Annotated in this window: 23 protein-coding genes and 1 pseudogene; 11 read left to right on the top strand and 13 right to left on the bottom strand. The window is 37.9% G+C overall.

All coding sequences use genetic code 11. The annotated features are described in order from the left end of the window. Positions 1 to 10: 10 nt before the first annotated feature. On the top strand, positions 11 to 2,089 hold the full coding sequence (locus FTT99_RS03800; protein WP_180161242.1) for a catalase: 2,079 nt from the start codon (positions 11 to 13) through the stop codon (positions 2,087 to 2,089). Between the two features lie 44 nt (positions 2,090 to 2,133). On the opposite strand, the gene FTT99_RS03795 is transcribed toward FTT99_RS03800, so the two are convergent. After that, entirely contained in the window at positions 2,134 to 4,104 is a 1,971-nt protein-coding gene (locus tag FTT99_RS03795) for a choline BCCT transporter BetT (protein ID WP_180132024.1), read from the bottom strand. Positions 4,105 to 4,628: 524 nt separating this feature from the next. On the opposite strand from FTT99_RS03795, the gene FTT99_RS03790 reads away from it, so the two are divergent. Next, positions 4,629 to 5,189 carry a lipocalin family protein gene (locus FTT99_RS03790; RefSeq protein ID WP_180161239.1) on the top strand — a complete coding sequence of 187 codons (561 nt, stop codon included), beginning with the start codon at positions 4,629 to 4,631 and terminating at the stop codon, positions 5,187 to 5,189. A gap of 176 nt (positions 5,190 to 5,365) precedes the next feature. Beyond that, positions 5,366 to 5,599 carry a DUF2171 domain-containing protein gene (locus FTT99_RS03785; protein WP_078193451.1) on the top strand — a complete coding sequence of 78 codons (234 nt, stop codon included), beginning with the start codon at positions 5,366 to 5,368 and terminating at the stop codon, positions 5,597 to 5,599. Positions 5,600 to 6,359: 760 nt separating this feature from the next. Here the strand turns inward: FTT99_RS03785 and FTT99_RS03780 are convergent. Next, entirely contained in the window at positions 6,360 to 6,569 is a 210-nt protein-coding gene (locus tag FTT99_RS03780; RefSeq protein ID WP_111883687.1) for a cold-shock protein, read from the bottom strand. Positions 6,570 to 6,937: 368 nt separating this feature from the next. Continuing rightward, positions 6,938 to 7,207: a hypothetical protein gene (locus FTT99_RS03775; RefSeq protein ID WP_078193453.1), complete on the bottom strand. Its 270-nt coding sequence runs from the start codon at positions 7,205 to 7,207 to the stop codon at positions 6,938 to 6,940. 430 nt (positions 7,208 to 7,637) lie between these two features. Here FTT99_RS03775 and FTT99_RS03770 point away from each other — a divergent pair. Then, positions 7,638 to 8,467, top strand: a pseudogene (locus FTT99_RS03770) (IS5 family transposase). A 291-nt stretch (positions 8,468 to 8,758) separates the two neighbouring features. Further along, positions 8,759 to 9,946, top strand: coding sequence for an alpha/beta fold hydrolase (locus tag FTT99_RS03765; RefSeq protein WP_180161237.1), 1,188 nt, complete (start codon positions 8,759 to 8,761; stop codon positions 9,944 to 9,946). Positions 9,947 to 10,499: 553 nt separating this feature from the next. Here FTT99_RS03765 and FTT99_RS03760 read toward each other — a convergent pair. Further along, on the bottom strand, positions 10,500 to 10,730 hold the full coding sequence (locus tag FTT99_RS03760) for a hypothetical protein (RefSeq protein ID WP_078190858.1): 231 nt from the start codon (positions 10,728 to 10,730) through the stop codon (positions 10,500 to 10,502). Positions 10,731 to 10,966: 236 nt separating this feature from the next. Here FTT99_RS03760 and FTT99_RS03755 point away from each other — a divergent pair, with 236 nt between their 5' ends. Then, positions 10,967 to 11,443 (top strand): CinA family protein, encoded by a 477-nt coding sequence (locus FTT99_RS03755; RefSeq protein WP_180130223.1) that lies wholly within the window; start codon positions 10,967 to 10,969, stop codon positions 11,441 to 11,443. Positions 11,444 to 11,520: 77 nt separating this feature from the next. Then, the gene (locus tag FTT99_RS03750) at positions 11,521 to 12,138 is read left to right on the top strand and encodes an aminotransferase (protein ID WP_180155570.1); all 618 of its coding nucleotides are present in this window, start codon (positions 11,521 to 11,523) and stop codon (positions 12,136 to 12,138) included. 64 nt (positions 12,139 to 12,202) lie between these two features. Here FTT99_RS03750 and prpC read toward each other — a convergent pair whose 3' ends face one another. Continuing rightward, positions 12,203 to 13,339, bottom strand: a complete 1,137-nt coding sequence (gene prpC, locus FTT99_RS03745; RefSeq protein WP_180130219.1) for a 2-methylcitrate synthase — start codon at positions 13,337 to 13,339, stop codon at positions 12,203 to 12,205. A gap of 2 nt (positions 13,340 to 13,341) precedes the next feature. Beyond that, positions 13,342 to 14,226: a methylisocitrate lyase gene (gene prpB / locus FTT99_RS03740; RefSeq protein ID WP_180023756.1), complete on the bottom strand. Its 885-nt coding sequence runs from the start codon at positions 14,224 to 14,226 to the stop codon at positions 13,342 to 13,344. A 239-nt stretch (positions 14,227 to 14,465) separates the two neighbouring features. On the opposite strand from prpB, the gene FTT99_RS03735 reads away from it, so the two are divergent. The 3 genes from FTT99_RS03735 (at position 14,466) to FTT99_RS03725 (ending at position 16,720) form a co-directional block, all read left to right on the top strand. Continuing rightward, on the top strand, positions 14,466 to 15,119 hold the full coding sequence (locus FTT99_RS03735) for a TetR/AcrR family transcriptional regulator (RefSeq protein ID WP_078188637.1): 654 nt from the start codon (positions 14,466 to 14,468) through the stop codon (positions 15,117 to 15,119). A gap of 112 nt (positions 15,120 to 15,231) precedes the next feature. After that, positions 15,232 to 16,152, top strand: a complete 921-nt coding sequence (gene argF, locus FTT99_RS03730) for an ornithine carbamoyltransferase (RefSeq protein WP_078193464.1) — start codon at positions 15,232 to 15,234, stop codon at positions 16,150 to 16,152. Positions 16,153 to 16,243: 91 nt separating this feature from the next. Further along, positions 16,244 to 16,720: a hypothetical protein gene (locus FTT99_RS03725; protein WP_180026239.1), complete on the top strand. Its 477-nt coding sequence runs from the start codon at positions 16,244 to 16,246 to the stop codon at positions 16,718 to 16,720. Between the two features lie 47 nt (positions 16,721 to 16,767). On the opposite strand, the gene FTT99_RS03720 is transcribed toward FTT99_RS03725, so the two are convergent. The 5 genes from FTT99_RS03720 to argC all read right to left on the bottom strand — a co-directional run bounded on the left by FTT99_RS03720 (position 16,768) and on the right by argC (position 21,801). After that, entirely contained in the window at positions 16,768 to 17,121 is a 354-nt protein-coding gene (locus tag FTT99_RS03720; protein WP_180084354.1) for a YnfA family protein, read from the bottom strand. A gap of 77 nt (positions 17,122 to 17,198) precedes the next feature. After that, positions 17,199 to 19,475, bottom strand: a complete 2,277-nt coding sequence (gene clpA / locus FTT99_RS03715) for an ATP-dependent Clp protease ATP-binding subunit ClpA (RefSeq protein ID WP_180084342.1) — start codon at positions 19,473 to 19,475, stop codon at positions 17,199 to 17,201. Positions 19,476 to 19,487: 12 nt separating this feature from the next. Further along, positions 19,488 to 19,901, bottom strand: coding sequence for an ATP-dependent Clp protease adapter ClpS (clpS, locus tag FTT99_RS03710; RefSeq protein ID WP_078188641.1), 414 nt, complete (start codon positions 19,899 to 19,901; stop codon positions 19,488 to 19,490). Positions 19,902 to 19,919: 18 nt separating this feature from the next. Next, entirely contained in the window at positions 19,920 to 20,669 is a 750-nt protein-coding gene (locus FTT99_RS03705) for a hypothetical protein (RefSeq protein WP_180084341.1), read from the bottom strand. A 79-nt stretch (positions 20,670 to 20,748) separates the two neighbouring features. Then, positions 20,749 to 21,801 carry an N-acetyl-gamma-glutamyl-phosphate reductase gene (gene argC, locus FTT99_RS03700; protein ID WP_180130217.1) on the bottom strand — a complete coding sequence of 351 codons (1,053 nt, stop codon included), beginning with the start codon at positions 21,799 to 21,801 and terminating at the stop codon, positions 20,749 to 20,751. A gap of 131 nt (positions 21,802 to 21,932) precedes the next feature. On the opposite strand from argC, the gene FTT99_RS03695 reads away from it, so the two are divergent. Next, positions 21,933 to 22,388 (top strand): AAA family ATPase, encoded by a 456-nt coding sequence (locus FTT99_RS03695; RefSeq protein ID WP_180130214.1) that lies wholly within the window; start codon positions 21,933 to 21,935, stop codon positions 22,386 to 22,388. Between the two features lie 36 nt (positions 22,389 to 22,424). Here the strand turns inward: FTT99_RS03695 and FTT99_RS03690 are convergent, their stop codons facing one another. After that, positions 22,425 to 23,102, bottom strand: a complete 678-nt coding sequence (locus FTT99_RS03690; RefSeq protein WP_180034828.1) for a SprT family zinc-dependent metalloprotease — start codon at positions 23,100 to 23,102, stop codon at positions 22,425 to 22,427. Positions 23,103 to 23,231: 129 nt separating this feature from the next. Next, complete coding sequence (gene rpiA / locus FTT99_RS03685; RefSeq protein ID WP_078188646.1) at positions 23,232 to 23,903, bottom strand: ribose-5-phosphate isomerase RpiA; 672 nt, start codon at positions 23,901 to 23,903, stop codon at positions 23,232 to 23,234. Between the last annotated feature and the right edge of the window lie 90 nt (positions 23,904 to 23,993).

Here is a 23,993-nt window from a genome sequence, read left to right as displayed (position 1 = left end):
GATGTAGCTCATGAAAAAATCAAATAATCCTAAAATTGATCAGTTTGAAAAAGAGGCATATGTAGACCCTAAAGGTAAAACACTGACCTCATCTTTGGGTGTACCTGTAGCTGACAATCAAAACAGTTTAAAAATAAATCAGACTGGTCCTACTCTGTTAGAAGATTTTCTCTTACGAGATAAGTTAATTCACTTTGACCGTGAACGTATCCCTGAGCGTGTAGTGCATGCTCGTGGTGTTGGAGCGCATGGTTATTTTGAAGCTTATGAAGGCAACGAAAAATGGACTAAGGCTAAATTTTTGACTAATACTCAAAATCCAACACCAATCTTTGTCAGAATTTCTACAGTGCAAGGCGGACGCGGATCAGCTGATGTAGTCCGTGATGTACGCGGGTTTTCCATTAAGTTTTATACCGAAGATGGAAACTACGATTTAGTCGGTAATAACATTCCTGTATTTTTTATTCAGGACGCAATCAAGTTCCCTGACTTTGTCCACGCTGTAAAGCCTGAAGATCCGAATGAAGTTCCAACCGGTCAATCTGCGCATGATACTTTTTGGGATTTTATTTCTTTAAATACCGAAGCCTCTCATATGACAACCTGGGTGATGTCAGATCGTGCTATCCCACGGAATTTACGATCGATTCAAGGTTTTGGTGTACATACCTTCAGATTAATTAACAAAGATAATCAGGCGCATTTGGTTAAATTCCACTGGACACCGAAACAAGGTGTTGCCCAAGTCGTTTGGGATGAGGCCTTAAAGCTTAATGGTAAAGATCCCGACTTCCATCGTCGCGATCTATGGGATGCCATTGAACGTGGCAATTATCCTGAGTGGGAATTAGGGGCACAGATCTTTACTGAAGAAGAAGCGGCTCAATGGGACTTTGATGTTTTAGATGCTACAAAATTGGTACCTGAAGAGCTCGTACCTATTACTCCACTAGGTAAATTTACTCTAAATCGAAATACAGATGATTTCTTTGCTGAAACAGAGCAAGTTGCTTTCAGTCCAGCCAATATTGTTTCAGGAATTGATTTTAGTAATGACCCTTTATTACAAGGTCGTTTGTTCAGCTATACAGATACCCATTTGCACCGTTTAGGTACTGCAAACTTTAATCAAATTCCAATTAATAAACCAGTCTGCCCCTTCCATACTAATCGACGTGGCGGCTATGCAAACCATGAAGTTTATAAAGGTAAAGCGAATTATGAGCCTAACTCTGTAGATGAAAATTGGCCTAGAGAATCTAATAATGATCCGCATGCATTTCGGACCCATCCTGAAGAAATCCAAGGCAGCAAGTTAAGAATCCGACCAGAAAGCTTCGCAGATCATTTCTCGCAAGCGACCATGCATTACCAAAGTCTTGCTAAGCACGAACAGCAACATATAAAGGATGCCTATGCATTTGAACTTTCAAAAGTGAAAGCTGTTGAAATTAGGGAACGGGTCGTAAATGAGGTGCTTGCAAATATTGACTTGGATTTAGCTCAATTTGTAGCAAAAGAATTGGGGTTAGATGCTCCGACTAAGCAAAGTAAATCGGTTAAGAAAGCTGCCGTCGCTAAATCTGATCACTTAAGTACATTGGCATACCCTGCATCTGATATTAAGCAACGTAAAATTGCACTACTGGTACACAACGGTGCAAATGCTTCATCTATCGATGCAATCAAGACTTGGGGCGAATCAGAAAGTGCTGTAGTTGAAGTTTTAGCCCCTAATGCAGCGCCAGTTAAATCTAACGATGGTAAAGAAATTGCAGTTAATGGACGTCAAAATGGCGAACCTTCAGTTACCTACGATGCTGTCGTTGTTGTTGATGGAGATAATTTAGATGAGTTCTTAAATGATGGTGTAGCTAAACATTATGTATTGGAAACATTTAAGCATCTTAAACCTATAGTTTTATTGGGTGATAAAGAGGCTTTAATTAAAGAGCTTAGTCTGACTCAAGATGCTGCGCTTTTCACTTCACAAAGTTTCAAAGATGTCAGTGATCAATTTAAAACAGCGGTACAAAATCACCGTTATTGGGACCGTGAAGATAAGGTTGCTTCTATACCGGCCTAATTTAACTATGAATAAAAAAACCGCCCTTCTGGGCGGTTTTTTATCTATTGGTTCTTGGTTCTAACTAGATTTAAAAAATGTAGATGACGTTCGTATTGATCAATAACATCTTGCAAAATATCTTCTTGCGTCCATTCGATGATGTCATAATTTTGACCACCTTCCCTCAAAAACACTTCAGCTTGGTAATCTTGCGTAATTTCATCTGAATCAGTCATAAAACTTGGTGTATTTTTTTCTTGAACAACCACTTGGTAAATAAAGTTAATCTCATCTTGATGGTTTACACGTAGCTGCAAGCCATCATCTATCGTGTTTACCGTCACATCTAAATGACGACGCTTAAACTCTTTCTGTAGATTTAAAAATGCCTGGCTTACCGTTTTTTCAATATAATCTTCAACTTCTTTACGTGTATGCGGATAATGCATAATCAATCCTAAACGTTGCTGCCAACTTCTCGGATTATGAATTGCTCTAGGCGTAATACGCGCATCCTGTAATGCTTGCATCTTGGTTGCATCTAAATGTAGAGCCTTGACTAAGCCCCAGCAAATTAAAAGCATTACGAAGGTGAATGGTAATGCACTCAACATTGTTGCAGATTGCAAAGCACCTAAACCTCCAGCGAACAACAAAACAATCGCAAGTACAGCCATTAACGTTGTCCAAAACAATCGCTGCCAAGTTGGAGAGTTTTCAGATTTTGCAGTTAGATAGTCTGTAACTAAAGCCCCTGAGTCTGCCGACGTCACAAAAAATAGCATAACCAGTATAGTCGCAACAAAACTCATAATGCCTGAGAATGGCAAGGTCCCTAAATATTCAAATAACGCAACGGATGAATCTCGTTGCACTGCAGTAATCAGCGAGGTGTTCGCTTCATTTAAAATACTATAGAGTGCAGCATTCCCCATGACTCCCATCCAGATCAGCGTAAAGCCTGTTGGAATAAGTAAAACACCTACAATAAACTCACGAATAGTACGGCCTTCAGACACACGGGCAATGAACATACCTACAAATGGTGACCATGAAATCCACCATGCCCAGTACATAATGGTCCAACCACCGATCCAACCATCAGACTGGTAGGCATATAAATTAAAGGTCATATTGAACAAATTTGAAATGTATTGCCCCGTGTTTTGGATAGTCGTTTGCAATATAAAAATGCTTGAACTAGCAAAAAATACAAATAGCAACAGCACTAAAGCTAGGCCCAGATTAATCTCTGATAATCGTTTAATACCCTTGTCTAAGCCCATAAATACAGATAAAGATGCCATAGCTGTAACAATGACAATTAAAATAAGCTGCGTCGTCGTTGAATATTCAATTCCGAATAAATAATTTAAGCCAGAGTTAATTTGGGTTACACCAAAACCTAAAGTCGTTGCGACACCAAATACTGTACCGATGGTCGCAAAAGTATCCACACCATCACCAATTGGACCATAAATTTTCTTTCCAATAAGAGGATATAACGCAGAGCGAATTTTTAGAGGTAGATTGTGTCTATAAGCAAAGTAAGCTAACGCCAAGCCAACAATTGTGTAGATTGCCCAAGCATGAAGTCCCCAATGGAAGAATGTTACACGCATAGCTTGCTGAGCTGATTGGATAGTTTCAGGTTCACCAGTTGGAGGTGAAACATAGTGCATCACTGGTTCCGCGACACCGAAGAACATTAAGCCAATGCCCATACCAGCTGTAAATAGCATAGCGAACCAAGAGCTATTACTAAACTTTGGCTGGCTATGGTCTAAACCAAGTTTAATTTTACCCATATTTGAACAGGCAATATAAATAAGCACTATTAGAAAAATGGCTACAGATAGCACATAGAACCAACTGAATGAGTTTGTAACCCATTGATTCAGTTGTTTAGTTATTAAATCAAAAGCATTGGGAGCTAAAAATACAATGGCAATAAAAATGCCTATAATAACAACTGTGCTAATAAACACATTTGGATTCACATTGGAATACCATGACGGTTTCAATGAAGACATACCTTCCCTATTCCGTTTTATTTGTAAGACAGATCTAAATTGATCAAAGAGATATCCGCTACTTGCGAAAGAAACTGGCTTGTATTGAAAAGTGCTAGCATTTTCATTTTCGTTTGAAAATTTAAAGCTGACTCATTCAAAGCCGTTGTTTAGAGTTTGAGCATGTTATCATGTTTTTAGATATATAATCCAATATTAAGTAGTAAAGCAAATTAAGACCATTACTAAACTATTTATTTCGTCAATTAATTTTCTTATTTAATACTCTCTTGAAGTGCTTTAGAAGTAAGTGAGTTCTTAGAAAGTAATTATAATTTTGCTTAATGTAAGCATTTTTTCACTTAGTTTTTGGGCTTATATAAGTAATATTATTTATCTGTTAAAAATGGTAGTAAAAGGATTAATAAAACTTGAAAAGTTAAACAATGATTAAAGATCAAATACTTAATACATAAAAAAACAAAATGAGCTTAAAAGCAATTTATAGTAATTAATTCACTTTCAAATTAAAGTAGGCTTATAACATGAATTCAAAAACCCGTAAGCTCCTTTTAGCTGGTGGTGCAGTACTTATAGCTGGTTCAATGCTCTCAACTACAAATGCAAACACTACGGAAGTCCAAGCGGTATCAAAGGTAGATTTAAATAAATATCTTGGTACATGGCATGAAATTGCACGTAAGCCGCTATATTTCCAGAACAAATGTGATTACAACGTCACTGCTAAATATTCTTTAAATGAAAATGGTAACGTCAAAGTTGATAACAGTTGTTATAGCGCAGATGGTAAACTCAACCAATCAATAGGTGAAGCATATGTTCAGAACGCGCCAGCAAACTCGAAACTTAAAGTGAGCTTTTTACCAAAAGCAATTCGTTGGTTGCCAGTAGGCCGTGGTGATTATTGGGTTTTAAAAATTGATGATGACTATCAAACTGCATTAGTTGGGTCACCAAATAAAAAATATCTTTGGGTGCTCAGCAGAACTGCTAACCCCAACCAAGCCACAGTTGACGAATACCTAGATTATGCAAAATCTATCGGTTTTGATTTATCAGATCTCATTAAGACTCAGCATAAATAAGTTATTTAATAAGTCCCATTCTTGGGGACTTATTTCTAAATAATACAATGTAATTTATCTGGCCAAGAACGTAAGAATATAAGACCCTTTGTATCCCTTCTATTTCAATCCCTGATATCAGCGTCTATTTACTATAGGCTGAATGCTCACTCACATTGAAATAGGATAATATTCTAATGACTACTATTAATGTTGAAAATATTAAGAGCCATGCAGATGTAATTGCTTCATGTGGGACTAAAGTTGGTGAAGTAGACCACTTGCAAGGTTCGGATCAAATTAAACTGACTAAGCATGGTGATGGTCATCACCACTTAATTCCAGTTTCATGGGTTGGTGAAATTACAGACAATAAAATTGTACTGACTAAAGACTCTCAAGAAGTTAAAGATAATTGGATTGAAGCTTAAAATCCTAATCCTAAAAAAACCCTCTTAATGAGGGTTTTTTCATATCTGCTGTAATAATCATTGGAGGAAGTTAGTCTTTATCTAATGTATGAGGTGTTGTCGTCTCTTCATTTTCATTGCTGTCTTTTTGCTGGCAACCTACCAGCCCCAATACGAATACCACGCTTATAATGGCTAACGTTTTCATACTTTAGGCCTATATATTTATTAAAACTCTACACTAACAAAGCATGACGATTACTGTGTAAATTTATGAAAATCATTGATGAGATAAATAATAAGAAAGTCTTTAAATAAAGTTTTTCATATATTAATGATTGTCTAGATTATGAAGTTATCCCTACATTTAAATAATTATCTTTCACCCAGGCCAATAATTCTTGTGCTGGCGCTAGACGTATAGCGTCCTCCTCCTCAGCCTGATCAATTAGTTCTAAAGGTGGGAATGGTCTAAAGTATTCCAAGTTTAGCTCCTATTATTGAGCGTGACTTAATCCTGCTCTAGCTTCGACGATGATTTTTTGAATTTCTTCCCGTCGTTGTTTCTTCTTTTCATGGTAAATCCACACAGAAGAAATCAACACACTTATAATTAGTCCGCCAATCAGTACTTGTAGTCTTGTAAAGATCATTTTTATTGCTCTTATCATGAAGTTTTCATTTAAATTAAGCATTTAAATATTAAAACTTAATGGCAATTAATGACAAAAACCCGCCTTTGAAAGACGGGGCAATACATAATATGTTGAGTAAATATTTTTTAGAGAATTTGGATATTGCTGGCTTGCTTGCCTTTCTTACCATTCGTAATTTCAAACATTACACGCTGACCTTCCTCTAGTACTTTATAGCCATCGATTCGTACTTCACTATAGTGTGCAAATAATTCTTCACCAGTATCGGAAGCAATAAATCCAAAACCTTTTGTACCGTTGAACCACTTCACTGTACCGTTTGTTAAATTAGACATTCATATTCCCTTTAAGTAATTATCAGTTTAGAAATTGCTGTAAATATTGATTAATTAACAAGCATATTCAATATAACCAATAATCCTTAAATATGAGGATACAACTGTTAGATCTATATGAATCAAGTTCTTGTTTTATTTTGCAATTACGCACAAAAGTGATAAATTTCTCTCATATTAAGGTAATAATCAGATATAGATTGTAATATTCGATCATTCACACTTTCCATAAATTGAATGAAAAAAGCCCCCACATATACATGTGGGGCTTCACCCAATTCATTTGCGCTGATATGAGCCAGTAAATTATAAAGCACTTTAATCAAAATATGTATTCAAAATATATCTTTAAAGCTAATTAATATAAACTATCGATTCAACTGCGTGTATGCCCATTTTAAAAATTTATCTTTATCATGAAAGTTTGGTACATTGATTAAGTGAATAAAACTCACTGCTCCAAATTTACCCGCAATCTTTTTAGGATCAACAATTTCAAAATCATTGTCATTACCTAAATTAAGTTCTTTGAAAAACTCCAGAACCTTGTTATGCAAACCTTGCTGTGAATGTTCAGTTCGCTCTATCAGAAAATCATAAATCTGGCTTAAAACATGTAATTCAAAATTTTTATTCATGACTTTCTTCTCATAATTGTTAAGGTTGAAATCCCAAACTAACGGTTATTATGAGAAAATTAAAGTAATCTAACATCCTGAAACAATATGCTAGCTTATTTTGCTTCTTTCCAATAATTTTATCTCTGTTGCATTTCATTTAAGAATCTAAGAAACTTTTAACCAGACCGTTACGGATCCAATTTTGATATTAGCAAATTCAAATCTGTGAAATCGACAACCCATTCCTTCGGCATGGTCATATAGATCAACACTTTAGGCTTTCGTTGCAAATTTGCCTTTGCGAACACCAGAACATGAACGTGTTGCGATTTCTATTAGCATTCGATGTTCAATGAGGTGTAAGTAAAAAAGCCAATGTTTCGTAGTTTTAAAAGGCTTTGTTGCACAAACCTACCGGTAAGGTCTTATTCCGCAATATAATTCGTAGATGAACAAACCTACGTCCAAAATCTTTCGCACAACCAATTGGTCCACATATAACCGCGCCTTAATTAATCGAGGCAATATTTCCATTTGGTTTGATCCCAAAACTCAATGGTAAACTCATCCGCAAGCAAAATATGGTCGAAATCAAACTTACTCCGATAGGGCTATTCAATGCTGCTTAATGATCAAATCTTTATTTAAATTGTCTTTGCGAATGGTCACAGGCTTCGTCCAAAGTCTGATTAAGCTTTGTGGATTAGTAGGACAGCCCCGAATATCAGTGATATTCGTATTCCACACTGTGCAGATGACAAAGGCATATCGATATTGCAATTGGCTATCAAAAAAGTAGTGATGGTCTCCATCTACTCGTAGACTCTACTTGCCTAAAGTTTTTAGGTGAAGGTGAATGGAAGCGTAAGAAACATGGACCTGAATATCGTCGCCAATGGCTTAAGCTTGATATTGTTATCGATGCTGAAACCCTTCAAATACGTGCTGTACAACTTACCGCAGATAATGTCAGTGATTCACAGGTATTGGAAGATTTACTTGCTCAAATCCCTTAGATGAACGAATTGATTAGGTCTATACACGATGCCGTCAGGTCATTACAGATCGGCAAGCGTATGCAGTGATTCCACCTGGAACAAATGGTCAGGCTATCATCGGCGAAGTCTGGTTGGAACCAAGATGCATTGCATTAAATTACTAGGCGATAAACTCTGTTCAAGGAATTTTAATAGTCAAGTGAATGAGATTCATGCACGTGTAGATGTCTTAAATAAATTCACAGGATTAGGTCGCCCTCATACCCAAGTTGTCATTTAAATATGAGTAGGTATGGGAGATTTTAATTTTTAAATATTTGTGCAACAAAGCCGTTTTAAAGGAAATAATAAAAGATTATATTTCCAGCAAAAAGCATTGTATATGCGTAAATTCATATTCATTCACAACAATTGATTTATAAAAAATAAAGTTCAACTTTGAACTTTATTTTATGCAGATTAGCCACTATATTAAAGATTCATAGAATAATTTATACAACGTGAAAACTTGAAATTAACCTTTTGAAATGAAGACGGTGCCCATAATGGAAACTAAGCATTTTTTCTCAAATTGGTTGCTAGCTGTATTTGTCTAGCTTCAACATACACAACTGCATCTCCAGTACCTTCCAAGATAAATGAAGGTCAAATCGCCAATATAACAGCCCTTACACCCGGTACAATACTATCTATACAAGCTCAAACGCCTGATCTTTTTAGCAATGCAGCAAAACGATATACCATCACTTATCGAAGTCGAGGTGTTCATGCAGAACCGATTGTTGCTTCTGGATATATCCTATTACCTAAAGGTAAAGCCCCAAAAGGCGGCTGGCCAGTTTTGGCATGGGCACATGGTACAACTGGTGTAGCTGATACCTGTGCACCTTCAGGTGATTATACAGATGGACCCGTTCACGTATACCAACAAATTGCAGCCAAAGCTTTAAATGCTTGGCTTGCTCGTGGCTATGCAGTCGTTGCGCCGGATTATCAAGGTTTAGGCACACCAGGCAGTCACCCCTATATGAATGCTCAAAGTCAGTTACACACTGTCGTGGATGCTGTCCGTGCGATGCATCAATTAAAATCAGTCAAATTGAGTAAAAACTGGTATGTCATGGGCCACAGTCAGGGCGGCGCTGCTTCCCTAACCGTAGCAGCGTTTGGACAAAAGGATGCTCCTGAACTCAATTTACTCGGAGCAATTGCATTGGCACCCGGCGGTTACAAATATGAAGGGATTGCTGAATATGTTGCAAATCAGTCTAATATTGATCCGAGCGTTGCAGCATTTTTACCTATAGTTCTGTTAGGTGCTGAAGCTGCAGAGCCTACACTTTCAGCAAAAGATTTTGTCAGCCCAGAAATGCAGAAAATCCTCAATCAAGCTCGCAATCGCTGCTTATCAGAACTACAAAATGAACTAAAAGTATCGCCAAAAACTGTTTTTAAACCCAATGTAGATTTAACGCCATTGACCCGTTATTTAAAAAAACAGTCGATCGAATTTATGACACCTCAGGTACCTTTACTGTTAGTACAAGGTGATCAAGATCAATTGGTAGATTATCGGGGTGTCCATGCTTATTACCAAAAAGTCTGCAAGGAAAATAAACCCATAGCATTTCACCCAATTAAAAATGGTGATCATCGTGATTCACTCAAACAAAGTGAATATTTAATCGACAACTTTATTTATTCAATTGAGAATAAGACGTATTTAAATACTTGTCCAATAAACTCATATTCAAAATAAAAGCGCCCTCGTGGTGCTTCTTCTTTCATAACATCTTGCATAGAAAAACCTTGTTATCGTTTTGGCTTTACCCATACACAAATGAATTAAAACCATTAGCTCTATTTTAAATTTATTCAAAAATTTATATCAATATTTTTGATAAAAAATTTAATTATGTAGTTTTATTTACTAAGCTTTTTATTTAAAGCCAAAGATGTTGGTAACCAACTTAGATCATTTTGGATTAATAAAATAGAAATACACAACTAAACATACTAGCGAAATCGTTGAAATTAAAAGATAAGTGCCCGTTGTATTAAAGCTTTTTAGAAATTTAAATAAGTCCATCATTTCTTCCCCCCATGAAAAAACAGATAAATTATACTAAATAATATCTGGGGGATTAAATAGCTGTTAGTCGAATAGCGAAGACGACACGATCAAGTGGTCATTAAAAATACATATCTCCTTTAAATCTAGATTTATATATAAATTTGAGTCTGTCAAATATAAAAAAAACAGCTCCCAACTCAATGAGAACTGTATTTTTAGTACTACAAATTGATCGAAATTAAACGGCAAGTACTTTCACAATAATGGTTTGCATGTCTTCATTTTCTTCCGCCAAATAAACACGCTTTAACTCTTTGCTTTTCACTTTGAATTGATGATTTTGATACTGAATTACAGCCGGAATTTGATCAAAATACAGGCTATCTGCGTCTAATTCTTCTTGAAAAAGTGGCGTGCCCAATTGATAGTCTAGGCTTTTTAATACTACATATTTAACAGTCGTTTTCATTGAAATAAACCTACTTTTGTTACGCTCTTTATTTTAAGTTTTAACATCGTTTCCCTTCCGAAGAAACCTTTATTTCATCTTTTCGTACAGCTTCTAAACAATCACACTATTTTTGTGAATTCCTCAACGCCCACAGTGCCACCTTAGACTTTTAGTGAAATTACAGGCGAGCGGAATCAATGCTAAAATTTTAAGAATACTAATGATCATTCACCATTCTACTTTGGGGTAAGTACGTGCTTAAACAGTGTTGCGATGCTTTAGAACAAAAATCCATGACCATCGCGTTTATCGAGAGTGCAAGCTCTGGTTATTTATGTAGTCAATTTTCAATTTATAAGAATAGTGGTGCAGATATCTTATTAGGTGGACTAGTGAGCTATGATCCATCGATCAAACGTGAAATTTTAAAAGTAGATCCTTTACTAATAGAAAAATTTACGGCCGAATCCGCAGAAGTGACTCAAGCGATGGCTGAGCAAGGACAACAACTATTTTTACATGCGGACTTCGTGGTGGCCTGCACTGGATTACTCAAACCCGGTGGCAGTGCAACCGTAGAAAAACCCGAAGGAACATTTTATATTTCAATTTTACATGATGGTCGTATCTATAATTATCATTATTTTATTTTGGGTACGGCTTTAGAACGCTTAGATCAGTTAACTGAAAATGTTGCTCACAGTATATTAGACATCTTAAATGCAGAATAAAACATACATAATCTACATATTAAATATCATTTTGCATCGCATACTGTATTGAGGAATTTACTTATCAGGACAAGAAAATGCAGCTACGTCATTTCAATGCATTCGCAATTAGCACCCTACTGTCCTGCTCTGCTTTCGCGACGGTAGGCGGCCCTCAAACCATTGAGGTTTTAGGTTTTGATAAAAAAGACCAAAAAATCTATTTAATGCGTCATTTTGAAGATGGTCGTGGTCGTTTACCACAATTATATTATTATCAATTAAATAGCCAAAAGCCGACTCAATTAATTACAGTGAAGTCTTTGTATATTAATCCCAAGACAAAACGGATTGATTACGATCAAGACAGCACCCAGTTTGATAAAGAAATCGCGAAAATAAAAAAACGTTTAGTCAAATTAACACCAGTAAATAACAATAATGCTCGAATACAGTTATTAACAACCATGAATGGCACTGCAAAATCATGGTATGACCCGAATGAAACCATTGATAAATGGACCTATCAATATCGTGTTAAAAATTCTCAGTATAAAAGCGCTGTACAAAAGGCTGAGACCTATAAAGAAGGTTTAAAAATCTCTAAAACTTATCGTGTAATGCAAAAGCCCTTTTATTTAGTGACTGTTAAATATCTAGGGATTCCATTTGAAACAGGATATAGCGTTGAAGATCCGGTTTTACTAACCAAATAGATTGTTAAATTAAATAACAAATAATAAAAAAGCCTCTTTTGAGGCTTTTTTATTACACTTAAAATTATGCTGCAGAACGCTCTGCAATTGGCACAACTTTACGTAATTCCGGACCTGTATAGTCCGCACTTGGGCGAATAATACGATTGTCCGCACGTTGTTCCATCACGTGTGCTGCCCAACCTGTTACACGCGACATCACGAAAATTGGCGTAAACAGTTTAGTTGCAATACCCATGAAATGATATGCAGATGCATGGAAGAAATCAGCATTACAGAATAATTTCTTCTCACGCCACATCACTTCTTCACAGCGCACTGATACAGGATAAAGTACAGTATCACCGACGTCTTTTGCTAGGCGTTCAGACCATTTCTTAATAATGCCATTACGTGGATCGTTATCTTTGTAAATCGCATGACCAAAGCCCATGATCTTTTCTTTACGCTCAAGTTTACCCAACATTTCACGCTCAGCTTCTTCTGGAGACGTCCAGTTTTCAATCATTTCCATTGCAGCTTCGTTTGCACCGCCATGTAATGGACCACGAAGTGAACCAATTGCACCTGTAATACAAGAATGCATATCAGACAATGTTGATGCACATACACGCGCTGTGAATGTAGAGGCATTAAATTCATGCTCTGCATATAGAATCAGTGACACGTTCATCACTTGCTCATGCAATTCATTTGGTTTTTCACCACGCAGTAAATGTAGGAATTGTGCGCCGATTGAATCATCATCAGTGTTTTCTTCTACACGTACGCCATCATGGCTGAAACGGTACCAATAGCAGATGATTGCCGGTAGTGTTGCCAAAATACGGTCTGCAACATCTTGTTGCTCTTCAAACGATTTTTCAGTTTCTAAATTTCCAAGCATTGAAACGCCTGTACGCATCACATCCATTGGGTGCGAGTCAGCAGGAATGCGTTCTAACACCTCTTTCAACGCCTGCGGTAATTGACGCAATGATTTGAGTTTGGCTTTGTATGCTGCAAGCTGTTCTGTTGTTGGTAATTCACCAAAGAAAATCAGGTACGCGACTTCTTCAAACTGACAGTTTTCTGCCAAGTCTTGAACGTCATAACCACGATAGGTTAAGCCCGCACCACTTTTGCCTACAGTTGACAATGCAGTTTTACCAGCTACTTGTCCGCGCAGTCCTGCGCCCGTGAGTACTTTTCCTTCAGCCATTTTTATTTTCCTTCAGTGAACAATTTATCTAAGGTGTTTTCAAAAGTGTGATAATCGAGGAATTGATAGAGTTCTTTTCGTTGTTGCATTTTATCCAGTACATTGACTTGTGTACCTTCATTGCGGATCGCATGCATTACTTCTAGTGCCGCTTTTTGCATTGCACGTGTTGGTGATAATGGGTAAAGCACCATTGCAATACCCTGCTCGCCTAGTTCTTCTTTGGTGTAGTAAGGGGTATCACCAAACTCTGTAATGTTTGCCAGTACAGGGACACCAACAGCATCGCAGACAGTTTTGTACATGGTAATATCAGTCATTGCTTCAGCAAAGATCGCATCTGCACCTGCTTCTACACAGGCACATGCACGGTCGATCACTGCTTGCAAACCTTCTTTTTGTAATGCATCTGTACGCGCCATCACCACAAAGTTTGAATCGGTTTTTGCATCAACAGCCGCTTTAATACGGTCAACCATTTCCTGCTGCGTCACAATTTCTTTGTTCGGACGGTGACCACAACGCTTTTGTGCCACTTGGTCTTCGATATGAACCGCTGCTGCACCCGCAGCAATCATTTGCTTCACAGTGCGGGCAATATTAAATGCACCGCCCCAACCGGTATCGATATCGACAAGTAATGGCGTATCTACACGTTCAGTAATACGACGAACATCTTCCAAAACATTATCTAAACTGGTCATGCCTAAGTCAGGTAAACCATATGAATAGTTCGCAACACCTGCACCAGATAAATATATGGCTTTATAGCCAACTTCTTTTGCCATCATTGCTGCATAGGCATTTACTGTGCCAATGATTTGTAATGGTTTTTCGATTTCCAATGCTTGTCTAAATCTTAAGCCTGCAGACGTTTGTTGTGTCATATTCCTTTCCACGGCATTTACTTTAATTTTCGAAGTTTGAGTATATCCATATTTTTTTCCAACTCTATGGCTTTGTAGAATATTAACTCTAAAACTTTAGTCAAATATTTCACTTGTCACCTATCTGTTGTTATTCTTTAGTCAAAGATCCCTTATTTATGAGCAAAGCAGAAAAGTACTGAATTTTTTGCTATAATTATCGTCAAATCAGCTCTTTTTTTGTTAAATATTATCACTTTATGCAAGATTTAATACACATTGAACCTTTAACGCATGACCAGCCACAAACGCGGCGCGGACATGAACGATGTGTTGCGCTTTTAGAAAGTGCTACGGAGCTTTTTTTAAAACGTGGGTTTGATGCAGTTTCATTAGATGACATCGTGAATCATGCGGGTGGTTCAAAAGCGTCAATCTATAAATATTTTGGTAATAAAGACGGATTATTTAAGGCCATTTGTGACTATCGTCGCTGCTTATTTTTCAAAGATATTTGCCTACCATTTACGGTGAGCCCTGACACCGATATTCGTGCTTATCTCATCAATACTTTAAGTGACTTTCATCAGCATATCGTGATGCCTGAAAATGCGGCATTTATGCGGTTAGTCTTAGAACAAACAGGACGTAATCCTGAAATAGCACGTTATATTCATGAGCAAGGCCCAAAACAAATTCAGAACACCGTTGCAGAAATTTTAAATCAAGCGCATCAACACGGTTTGCTGTATTGTGAAAACCCGTTGTTTTCGGCTCAATTTTATTTTGGAATTTTGCGAAATTTAGAATGGCGCGTTCTCATGGGCATTACCATTGATGAAAATGATCAAGAAACCATCAATTACATCAGTTATTGCGTCGATCGTTTCCTAGACGGTCACCAAAAGCGCTAGATTTTTTGCAATTTACCTCTCTTATAGTATATTAATCGATTCCTTTTTCTCTAACCAACCAACAACTAATTGTTGTTTTGTTTTTTGATTCAGCAATTATTGTGGAGTAACAATGGCTCTACGTCACTTTCTAACTTTACGCGATTTATCGACTTTAGAACTTAATCAAATTGTACAGCGCGGTATCGAACTCAAGCGCAAACAGCATAACAATGAAGTTTTCCAACCTTTCGTTGGTAAAGTCATGGGCATGATTTTTGAGAAATCGAGCACCCGTACACGTGTATCGTTTGAAGCAGGAATGAGCCAATTTGGTGGTAGTGCAATTTTCCTTTCATCTCGCGACTCTCAATTAGGGCGTGGCGAGCCAGTAGAAGATTCTGCACGCGTGATTTCAAGCATGCTTGATATTGTAATGATTCGTACTTTTGGTCATGACATTGTTGAACGTTTTGCTTCTTATTCAAAAGTTCCTGTCATCAATGCATTAACAGATGATCACCACCCTTGCCAATTACTTGCCGATGTTCAAACATTTGTTGAACACCGTGGTTCTATTGAAGGTAAAACGGTTGCTTGGATTGGTGATGGCAACAATATGTGTAACTCATATATTGAAGCTGCTCATATGTGGGGCTTTAAATTAAAAATCGCTGCACCTAAGGGCTATGAACCTAAAGCAGAATTTCTATCTGAATTTGCACACTGTGTGGAACTTGTTGATTCTGCCGAAGATGCTGCAGTTAATGCAGATTTAATCGTTACAGATGTTTGGGCAAGTATGGGCCAAGAAGAAGAGCAAAAAATTCGTGAAAAAGCGTTTGCTGATTATCAAGTGAATGAACGCCTGATGGATCTTGCTCACGCTGACTGCCTATTTATGCACTGCTTACCTGCGCATCGTGGCGAAGAAATTTCGGAAAATATGCTTGACCACAAAAATGCTGTGGTTTGGGATGAAGCTGAAAATCGCTTACATGCACAAAAAGCACTTGTTGAATTCTTAATTAACGAAAATCTTAAAAAAGACTAAGGTTTTACTTAGATAAATGAAGCACCTTCGGGTGCTTTTTTTGTTTTTGCATGCTTTAATAAAACCATAACTTTTATAAGTGATTAAGATTATGCGTTTAAGAAATATTTGCTTATTGGCTCTTGGATTGAGCTTATCTACTTTTAGCTTTGCTGGTGAACCAAGTGAATTAGATCAATACTTGGTGAAAAATCAGATTTTAGATAGCAATTTTAAAATTAAAAATAAAACAGGTTTAAACGAAATACTGGCTGCCATTAGTGATGAAGATTCACGCACTCTTCCCTATCAAGTTGATCAGAATATGTTGATGGAAAAAATGGAAATGGAAGCGGATAAGATTGAAATTGATGGTATTATCACCACCCCTGATTTTGCGCAATTTGAACAATCAGTCGGTGAACATAAGGTGAAGCAACTCATCAAGCATAATTCACTCCAAAACTGTGAATTACTATTCGAGCATCAATTTCAACGTGTTAATCCATATAAAATTGAAATGGATCTAAGCTCGGGTAGCAAACAATACGAAATTATCATTAAAAATACAGAGTGCAAATTTAAATAAATATCTAATTTCTTACAGCTCTTGGTTTAACTTTTGCATTGTTTAACTTAACGAATTAAACCTTGAGGCTGTAATACAATCACAGCTGCGCCCACCAACACAATGACGCCACCTAGCATATCCCAACGTGTTAGAACTACGTGATCGACAAAATGCAACCACAGCAATGCAGAGAAAATGTAGATTCCGCCATAGGCTGCATAGATACGACCCGAAGCTGCTGGATGCAACGTCAATAACCAAACAAATGCAGCCAATGCAAGCGCTGTTGGAGTCCATAACCACTGCGATTTTTGCTGATTTAAAATCAAATATGGGAAGTAACAGCCTAAAATTTCCATCAGTGCTGTCAGTGCAAATAAACCAAATGTGGTCAGCACTTTTGTTAATGGTATGTCCATCATTGAGAAACCCAAATCTAGCGTCGAATAAATATAAAAAACCCGTGCAAGCACGGGTTTTTCGTTAATTAAATTACTTAAGCAGGTTCAGCGGTTTGGTCTTCAAACACTTCGAGTTTTAAGCCCACAGCTTTGCCATTTTCTTTCTTCACTGAAACACCAACATTACCGCCATGTTCCGCAAGCTCGCCAAACAAAATCATTTCAGCAAGCGGTTTCTTCAAATGCTCTTGAATTAAACGCTGCATTGGACGAGCGCCCATCAAGCGATCGTATCCTTGCTCTGCCATCCATTCGCGTGCATCTTGGTCAACCTCAAGAACCACTTTTTTGTCATCTAACTGTGCCTGAAGCTCTGTTAAAAACTTATCAACCACACTTTCAATGACAGTTGTTGGCAATGCTTTAAATTGAATAACACCATCTAAGCGGTTACGGAACTCCGGAGAGAAGGCTTTTTTCATCGCGTCTTGGTTATCATTACTGTTATCTTGATCCATGAAACCAATGCTCACACGTGAAATTGATTCTGCACCAATATTGGTAGTCAGCACTAACACGACGTTACGGAAGTCAGACTTACGACCATTGTTATCCGTTAATGAACCATGATCCATAATTTGTAATAACAAATTAAAGACATCTGGATGCGCTTTCTCAATTTCGTCTAGTAAAAGTACGCAATGCGGATTTTTATGAATCGCGTCGGTCAACAAACCACCTTGATCAAAACCTACATAACCCGGAGGCGCACCAATTAAACGAGATACGGCATGACGTTCCATGTATTCCGACATATCGAAACGTACAAGTTCAACGCCTAATAATTTTGCCAATTGCTTAGTGACTTCAGTTTTACCCACACCTGTAGGACCCGCAAAGACAAAATTACCCACTGGCTTATCTGGTGCTTTAAGACCTGCACGAGATAATTTAATCGCAGATGAAAGCGCTTCAATCGCTTCATCTTGACCAAACACCACACGTTTCAGATCACGCTCAAGATTTTCAAGAACGCTCTTGTCATCTTTAGAGACAGTTTTCGGTGGAATACGCGCAATTTTCGAAACGATATCTTCAATGTTTTCAACTGAAATGACTGTATCATCTTGCTCAGCTTTTAAACGACGCTGCGCACCAGCTTCATCAATCACATCAATGGCTTTATCAGGTAAGAAACGATCATTGATAAATTTCGCTGATAGTTCAACCGCAGAAACCAACGCTTGATCTTCGTATTTCACATGATGGAATTCTTCAAATTTGCCTTTTAAGCCACGCAGAATATCAATCGTTTCTGAAATAGATGGTTCATTGACATCAATTTTTTGGAAACGACGAGATAATGCATGATCTTTTTCAAAAACTTGACGGTATTCTTGGAAAGTCGTTGAACCGATACAACGTAAAGTACCATTCGCCAAAGCTGGTTTGATGAGGTTCGATGCATCCATCGTGCTGCCCATACTTGAGCCTGCACCGATGATCATATGAATTTCATCAATAAATAAAATTGCTTCGGGCTTTTTCTTCAATGCATTTAACAGTTGTTTTAAACGCTTTTCAAAATCACCACGGTATTTAGTTCCTGCAACTAAAGCACCAATGTCTAAACTAAATACTTCAGCATTTTCAAGCGGTTTAGGAGCTTTACCATTTACAATGAGCCAAGCCAAACCTTCAGCAATAGAAGTTTTACCTACACCTGGGTCACCTACCAAAAGCGGGTTGTTTTTACGACGGCGGCATAGAATTTGAGCTGTACGTTCAATCTCTTTTTCACGACCAATTAGTGGATCTGTTTTGCCTTTTTGAGCTTCAACATTCAGATTGGTCGTATATAGCTCTAATGGGCCAGAATTTGAAGACGTGGTGTTTTCACCATCGAGCTCTTCAATTTCCTCTTCAGCTTGGACTTCATCTTTACGTGTGCCATGAGACAAGTACTGCGTTAATGTCAAACGGTTGATTTGATGGCGTTTAAGTAAATACACCGCAAATGAATCACGCTCTGAATACATCGCAACTAAAATGTCTGCACCTTCTACAGTGCGGTCATTACCACTCGATTGCACATGGAAAATTGCACGCTGCAAAATACGATCAAAACTTTCTGTAGGATGTGGCGCTTGATCGCTATTTTCGCCAAGCTTAGGGGTATGTTGTTCTACGTATTCTTCAAGTTCTTTGCGAAGTACAATAATGTCTGCGCCACATGCTTTCAATGCATTAACAGCGGAATCATTATCCAGTAAAGCCAATAATAAATGTTCTACCGTCAAAAATTCATGTCTCTTTTGACGAGCCATGCTGACAGCCAAACGTAGTGATACTTCTAATTGACGACTGAGCATGTAATCCCCTTATTAATCTTTTGGCTCAATCTGACAAAGTAATGGATGACTTTGCGACCGAGCGTAATTATTGACCTGATTTGCTTTAGTCTCTGCGATGTCTCGCGGATAAACCCCTGCAACACCCTTTCCTTCATAATGTACAGTTAGCATTACTTGAGTGGCTTGGTCAAGATTCAAAGCAAAGTATTGTTGTAAAATTTCAATTACAAAGTCCATTGGAGTGTAATCATCGTTCATTAAAACGACAGCATACATAGGAGGACGCTTTAACTCAGGTGGCGCAGTCAATACTTGAATGTCTGAATCACCATCATCCTGCGTACCTTGGCTGAGAGTCGGGTTTAGATGCCAGTCCACTAAACCAGATTGGTAAAATGAATTTTTAATGTCAGATAAACACGTTTGACGCTTATTGGTTCGCATAGGATTTAGGTTTCACACTTAGTTTGCACTTGCTTCAGTTTGAGGAATTTCTGAAAGGAAGGCAGATTGATTTTCAACAGGCTGACCTTTCGACCAGCTAAAACGGCGAATAACGGGTTTAGAACCGGTTAAACGCACTTCAATAAAGTCTGGACTAAAGCCTTTTGGCATGGTCCAACGTCCAGTGAGTCGTTCACTTTCACTAAAGTTAAAGTTTTTGTCTTCTAATGGCACTGCAAGTACTTCTGTACCCTTAATTAGACGCAGCTCAACACTTCCAGATACATTACTTTTTGACGGACTTACTTGAACGAGATCAAGTTGGTATTCATACGCATTTTCAGGTAACGGTTTAATCGCTAAATGTTGTACTGCAAGCGGCATACCACCACGTTGGCGCAATACTTCACGATACAAAACACCCAAATTACCGGTTAACTCTTGATCATCACGTGCTTTTTTAACAGCCAAATATAAATCATTTGAATTACTTACAGCGACATCACGCTCTTGGATTGCCGCATTCAAACTTTTATTCAGGCCTGCTAATTCAGTTTTTTGCTTTTGCACTACATCAACAAGTTGCTCTGCATCTGCATCATAACCGACCACAGTTAAGCCCTGACGATGACCGATACTATATCCGAGAAAACCGCTGCTCAATGCAAGTACTACTGCACCAATCGCCAGTGGCATATTCGTCTTCATAAAAGGCGTTTTTTCACTGTTTTCAGGTTCTGACTTGAAATTAGATTCTGTATTCGACATCGTCATCTCTTATTTTTAGTTCACTCAAGGCACACATTTAAATCCAGTTTTAAATGTGTGTGAAGTTTTAAATCGTTTCTTATGGTAATAAACCAATGCCTTGAAGTCCTGCATTTTCAGCAAAACTAAACATCAAGTTCATATTTTGTACGGCTTGACCTGCTGCACCTTTCACCAAGTTGTCTTGAGCCACCAAAATCACTAATTTTTTCGGCTGAGGTTTGCAAATCGCAATACGTAATTGGTTCGCACCACGAACAGTACGTGTTTCAGGTGAGCTACCTGCAGGCATAACATCTACAAACTGCTCATTAGCATAGAACTGTTCATATATGCTTTGTAAATCCGCAGAAGCACCTGCGTCTGTCAAATCAATATAGATAGTGCTGAGCATGCCACGAATCATCGGTACTAAATGCGGTACGAATAAAATTTCGTTAAACACACCTTTTTGACCTGAAATATTTTCTAAGGCTTCTACTATTTCGGGATGATGACGGTGACCTGCTACACCATATGCTTTAAAGTTATCTGCATTTTCAGAATAGATCATACTTAGGCTGGCTTTACGACCTGCACCAGACACACCTGATTTTGCATCAATAATAATGCTTTCAGGTTTCACTAATCCTTCGGCTTTTAATACTGGCGCTAAACCGAGCTGAACAGTTGTTGGGTAACAACCTGGGTTACCAATCACTGAAGCCTTTTGAATTTTTTCACGGTTTAATTCAGACAAACCATAAACTGAATCTTTTAATAGCTCTGGACAGGCATGGTCTAAACCATACCATTTCTCAAATTGAGCTAAGTCTTGCAAGCGGAAGTCAGCAGCAAGGTCAATCACTTTAGTATTTGCAGCAACTAACTCTTCTGCGTGTTTCATTGCAACACCGTGCGGCGTCGCAAAGAATACAACGTCACATTGTTTTAGTTCTTCAATATTTAGATCTGAATAGCAAAGGTCTGTATGTCCACGCAAGCTTGGGAACATATCATCCACACGGCGGCCATTTTCAGTACGCGAAGTTAAAACTTTCACTTCTGCATTTGGGTGTCGCAGTAAAATACGCAGTAATTCAACACCTGTGTAACCTGTACCGCCGACAATACCTACTGAAATCACGCTCATTACCTCTATTCAAAGTATCCATTTGATGACTGCGTAGTATGACAGGAAGTTACGGTTTTCTGAACTGTTTTGACATATAAAGCTTCACTTTATAATGTTAGCTTATCTTCTGAATCCTATTAAGTCAGATCATGCATATAAATCCTGATCATTACCTATCCACAGCTCAAGGTCGTGTCTTCACTAAAGAAAGAAATATTCCAGCATGGCAATGCTGTTTTGACGCTTTTAAGCATGAATTAAAAACTAACCCAAAGGTTAAAATCATTTATATATTGATCGGATGCCAAGGGGCTGGGAAATCAACTTGGGCCAAAAACCAAATATCCCGCGAACCTGAAAATATTATTTTTGATGCTATTTTAGTAAAACAATCTGAACGTCTGCCGATTATTGAGCAAGCTAAACAATTGGGTAAAAAATGCGTTGCTGTATGGTTTCAAATCCCGCTCGAAGTATGCATAAAAAGAAACGCTCAACGACCTTCAGATGAAATAGTCGATCTGACGGCATTAACCAATGTTTATTACGCATTAGAACCGCCTACATACCAAGAAGGATTTGATTTAATTGAAATAATATATTAAGAAATGCTTTAGTGTTTACAACTTAGTGCCTTTAATTCAGAGCACCCACCACCAAGGCATTGCCGTCATTTTTAGTATTTTTCGATGCTGCTGAAAATTTATATCATGCTTTTGCACTTCAGCCCAAAAATTTAGACTATGATCAAAGTGCTTAGTATGCGCTAACTCATGTACAGCCACATAACGCGTGATTTCCAACGGAAAAAGTACCAGCCCACTATTCAACATAATGTCATGCTTTGCAGAACAGCTGCCCCAGCGAGTTTTGGGCTGACGAATTGAGCAATCACCATATTTCAAGCCTGTTTCACTGCTCACTTGCTTTAAATAAATTGGTAAATACTCTTTGGCATAAGCAATCACAAAGCTTTTTAAATATTGCTCAGGCTGCCGAACACTGATGAAAAGCTGATGCTTTTCTTCATCTAAGATGAATGAGTTTTTTTGTACTTTATAAACAATGCTTAGAGGCTGCTCTAAATTGAATAGTTTTAATTCTACTGGTAGCGTTTTATCAATCTGCCCTGTTTTTTCCTGCTGCTTCTGCCATGTCTCAATCATCCATTGTTCCGATTGTTTAAGAAAATCTTGAACTTGGCGCTGTGTACAAAACTGGGGAACCGTTAATTTAATTTGAGTTGGTTCTACACGCAGCCTTAAGCGTGTGGCACGTAATTTTCGGGTGATTTGAATTTCAGGAAGGTTTGGGATCATATTTTTTATTAATTTTAAATCCTCCCTAACCCTCCTTTTACAAAGGAGGGAAAATCACCTAAATAAATTCAGGTGAAAAGTCCCCTTTTAATCAAAGGGGAACTTTAGGGGGGATTCTAATAGAACAGATTAAACCGCAGTACGCTCTTCAATACCGTTATCGGTCGCAACAACAGCAATATCCGCTTTGTTTAATGCAAAGATACCGTTACACACTACACCTGGAATGTCATTCAAAGTCTTTTCAAGTTCCAATGCATTTAGGATATTTAAGTTGTGTACGTCTAAAATTACATTACCGTTATCTGTTACTACGCCTTCACGGTATACAGGGTCACCGCCCAAAGAAACGATTTTACGTGCCACAGCAGAACGTGCCATTGGAATCACTTCTACAGGAAGCGGAAATTCACGTGCCAACTGATCAACCCATTTAGAATCATCTACGATACAAACGAATTTTTTCGCGATAGACGCCACGATTTTTTCACGAGTCAACGCTGCGCCGCCGCCTTTAATCATGTGCATATGACGGTCGATTTCATCCGCGCCATCTACATAGGCATCTAAACCTCCAACGTGGTTCATATCAACCACTTCAATGCCTAATTTTTTCAAACGTTGTGCAGTTGCTTCAGAACTTGCAACAGCAGCTTCGAGTTGAAGCTCTGGCAATAATTCGATGAGGAAGTTCACAGTACTTCCTGTACCAACACCCAAAATACCGCCCTTTGGCAAATGCTTTAACGCAGCTTTTGCGGCAGCTTGTTTCTTTTCATCTTGGGTTGCATACAGACTCATAACTTGGCTCAACTATTTTTTGACATTAGACGCTGATTTTTCAGCCCAAATGTACAGGGGTTTGTTACAATAAACCCCTATTTTAAACTG

Source organism: Acinetobacter sp. YH12040 (assembly GCF_013420005.1).
Classification (GTDB): domain Bacteria; phylum Pseudomonadota; class Gammaproteobacteria; order Pseudomonadales; family Moraxellaceae; genus Acinetobacter; species Acinetobacter amyesii.
Note: the sequence above shows the minus strand (reverse complement) of the source record. Positions and strands in the feature narration are given on the sequence as shown.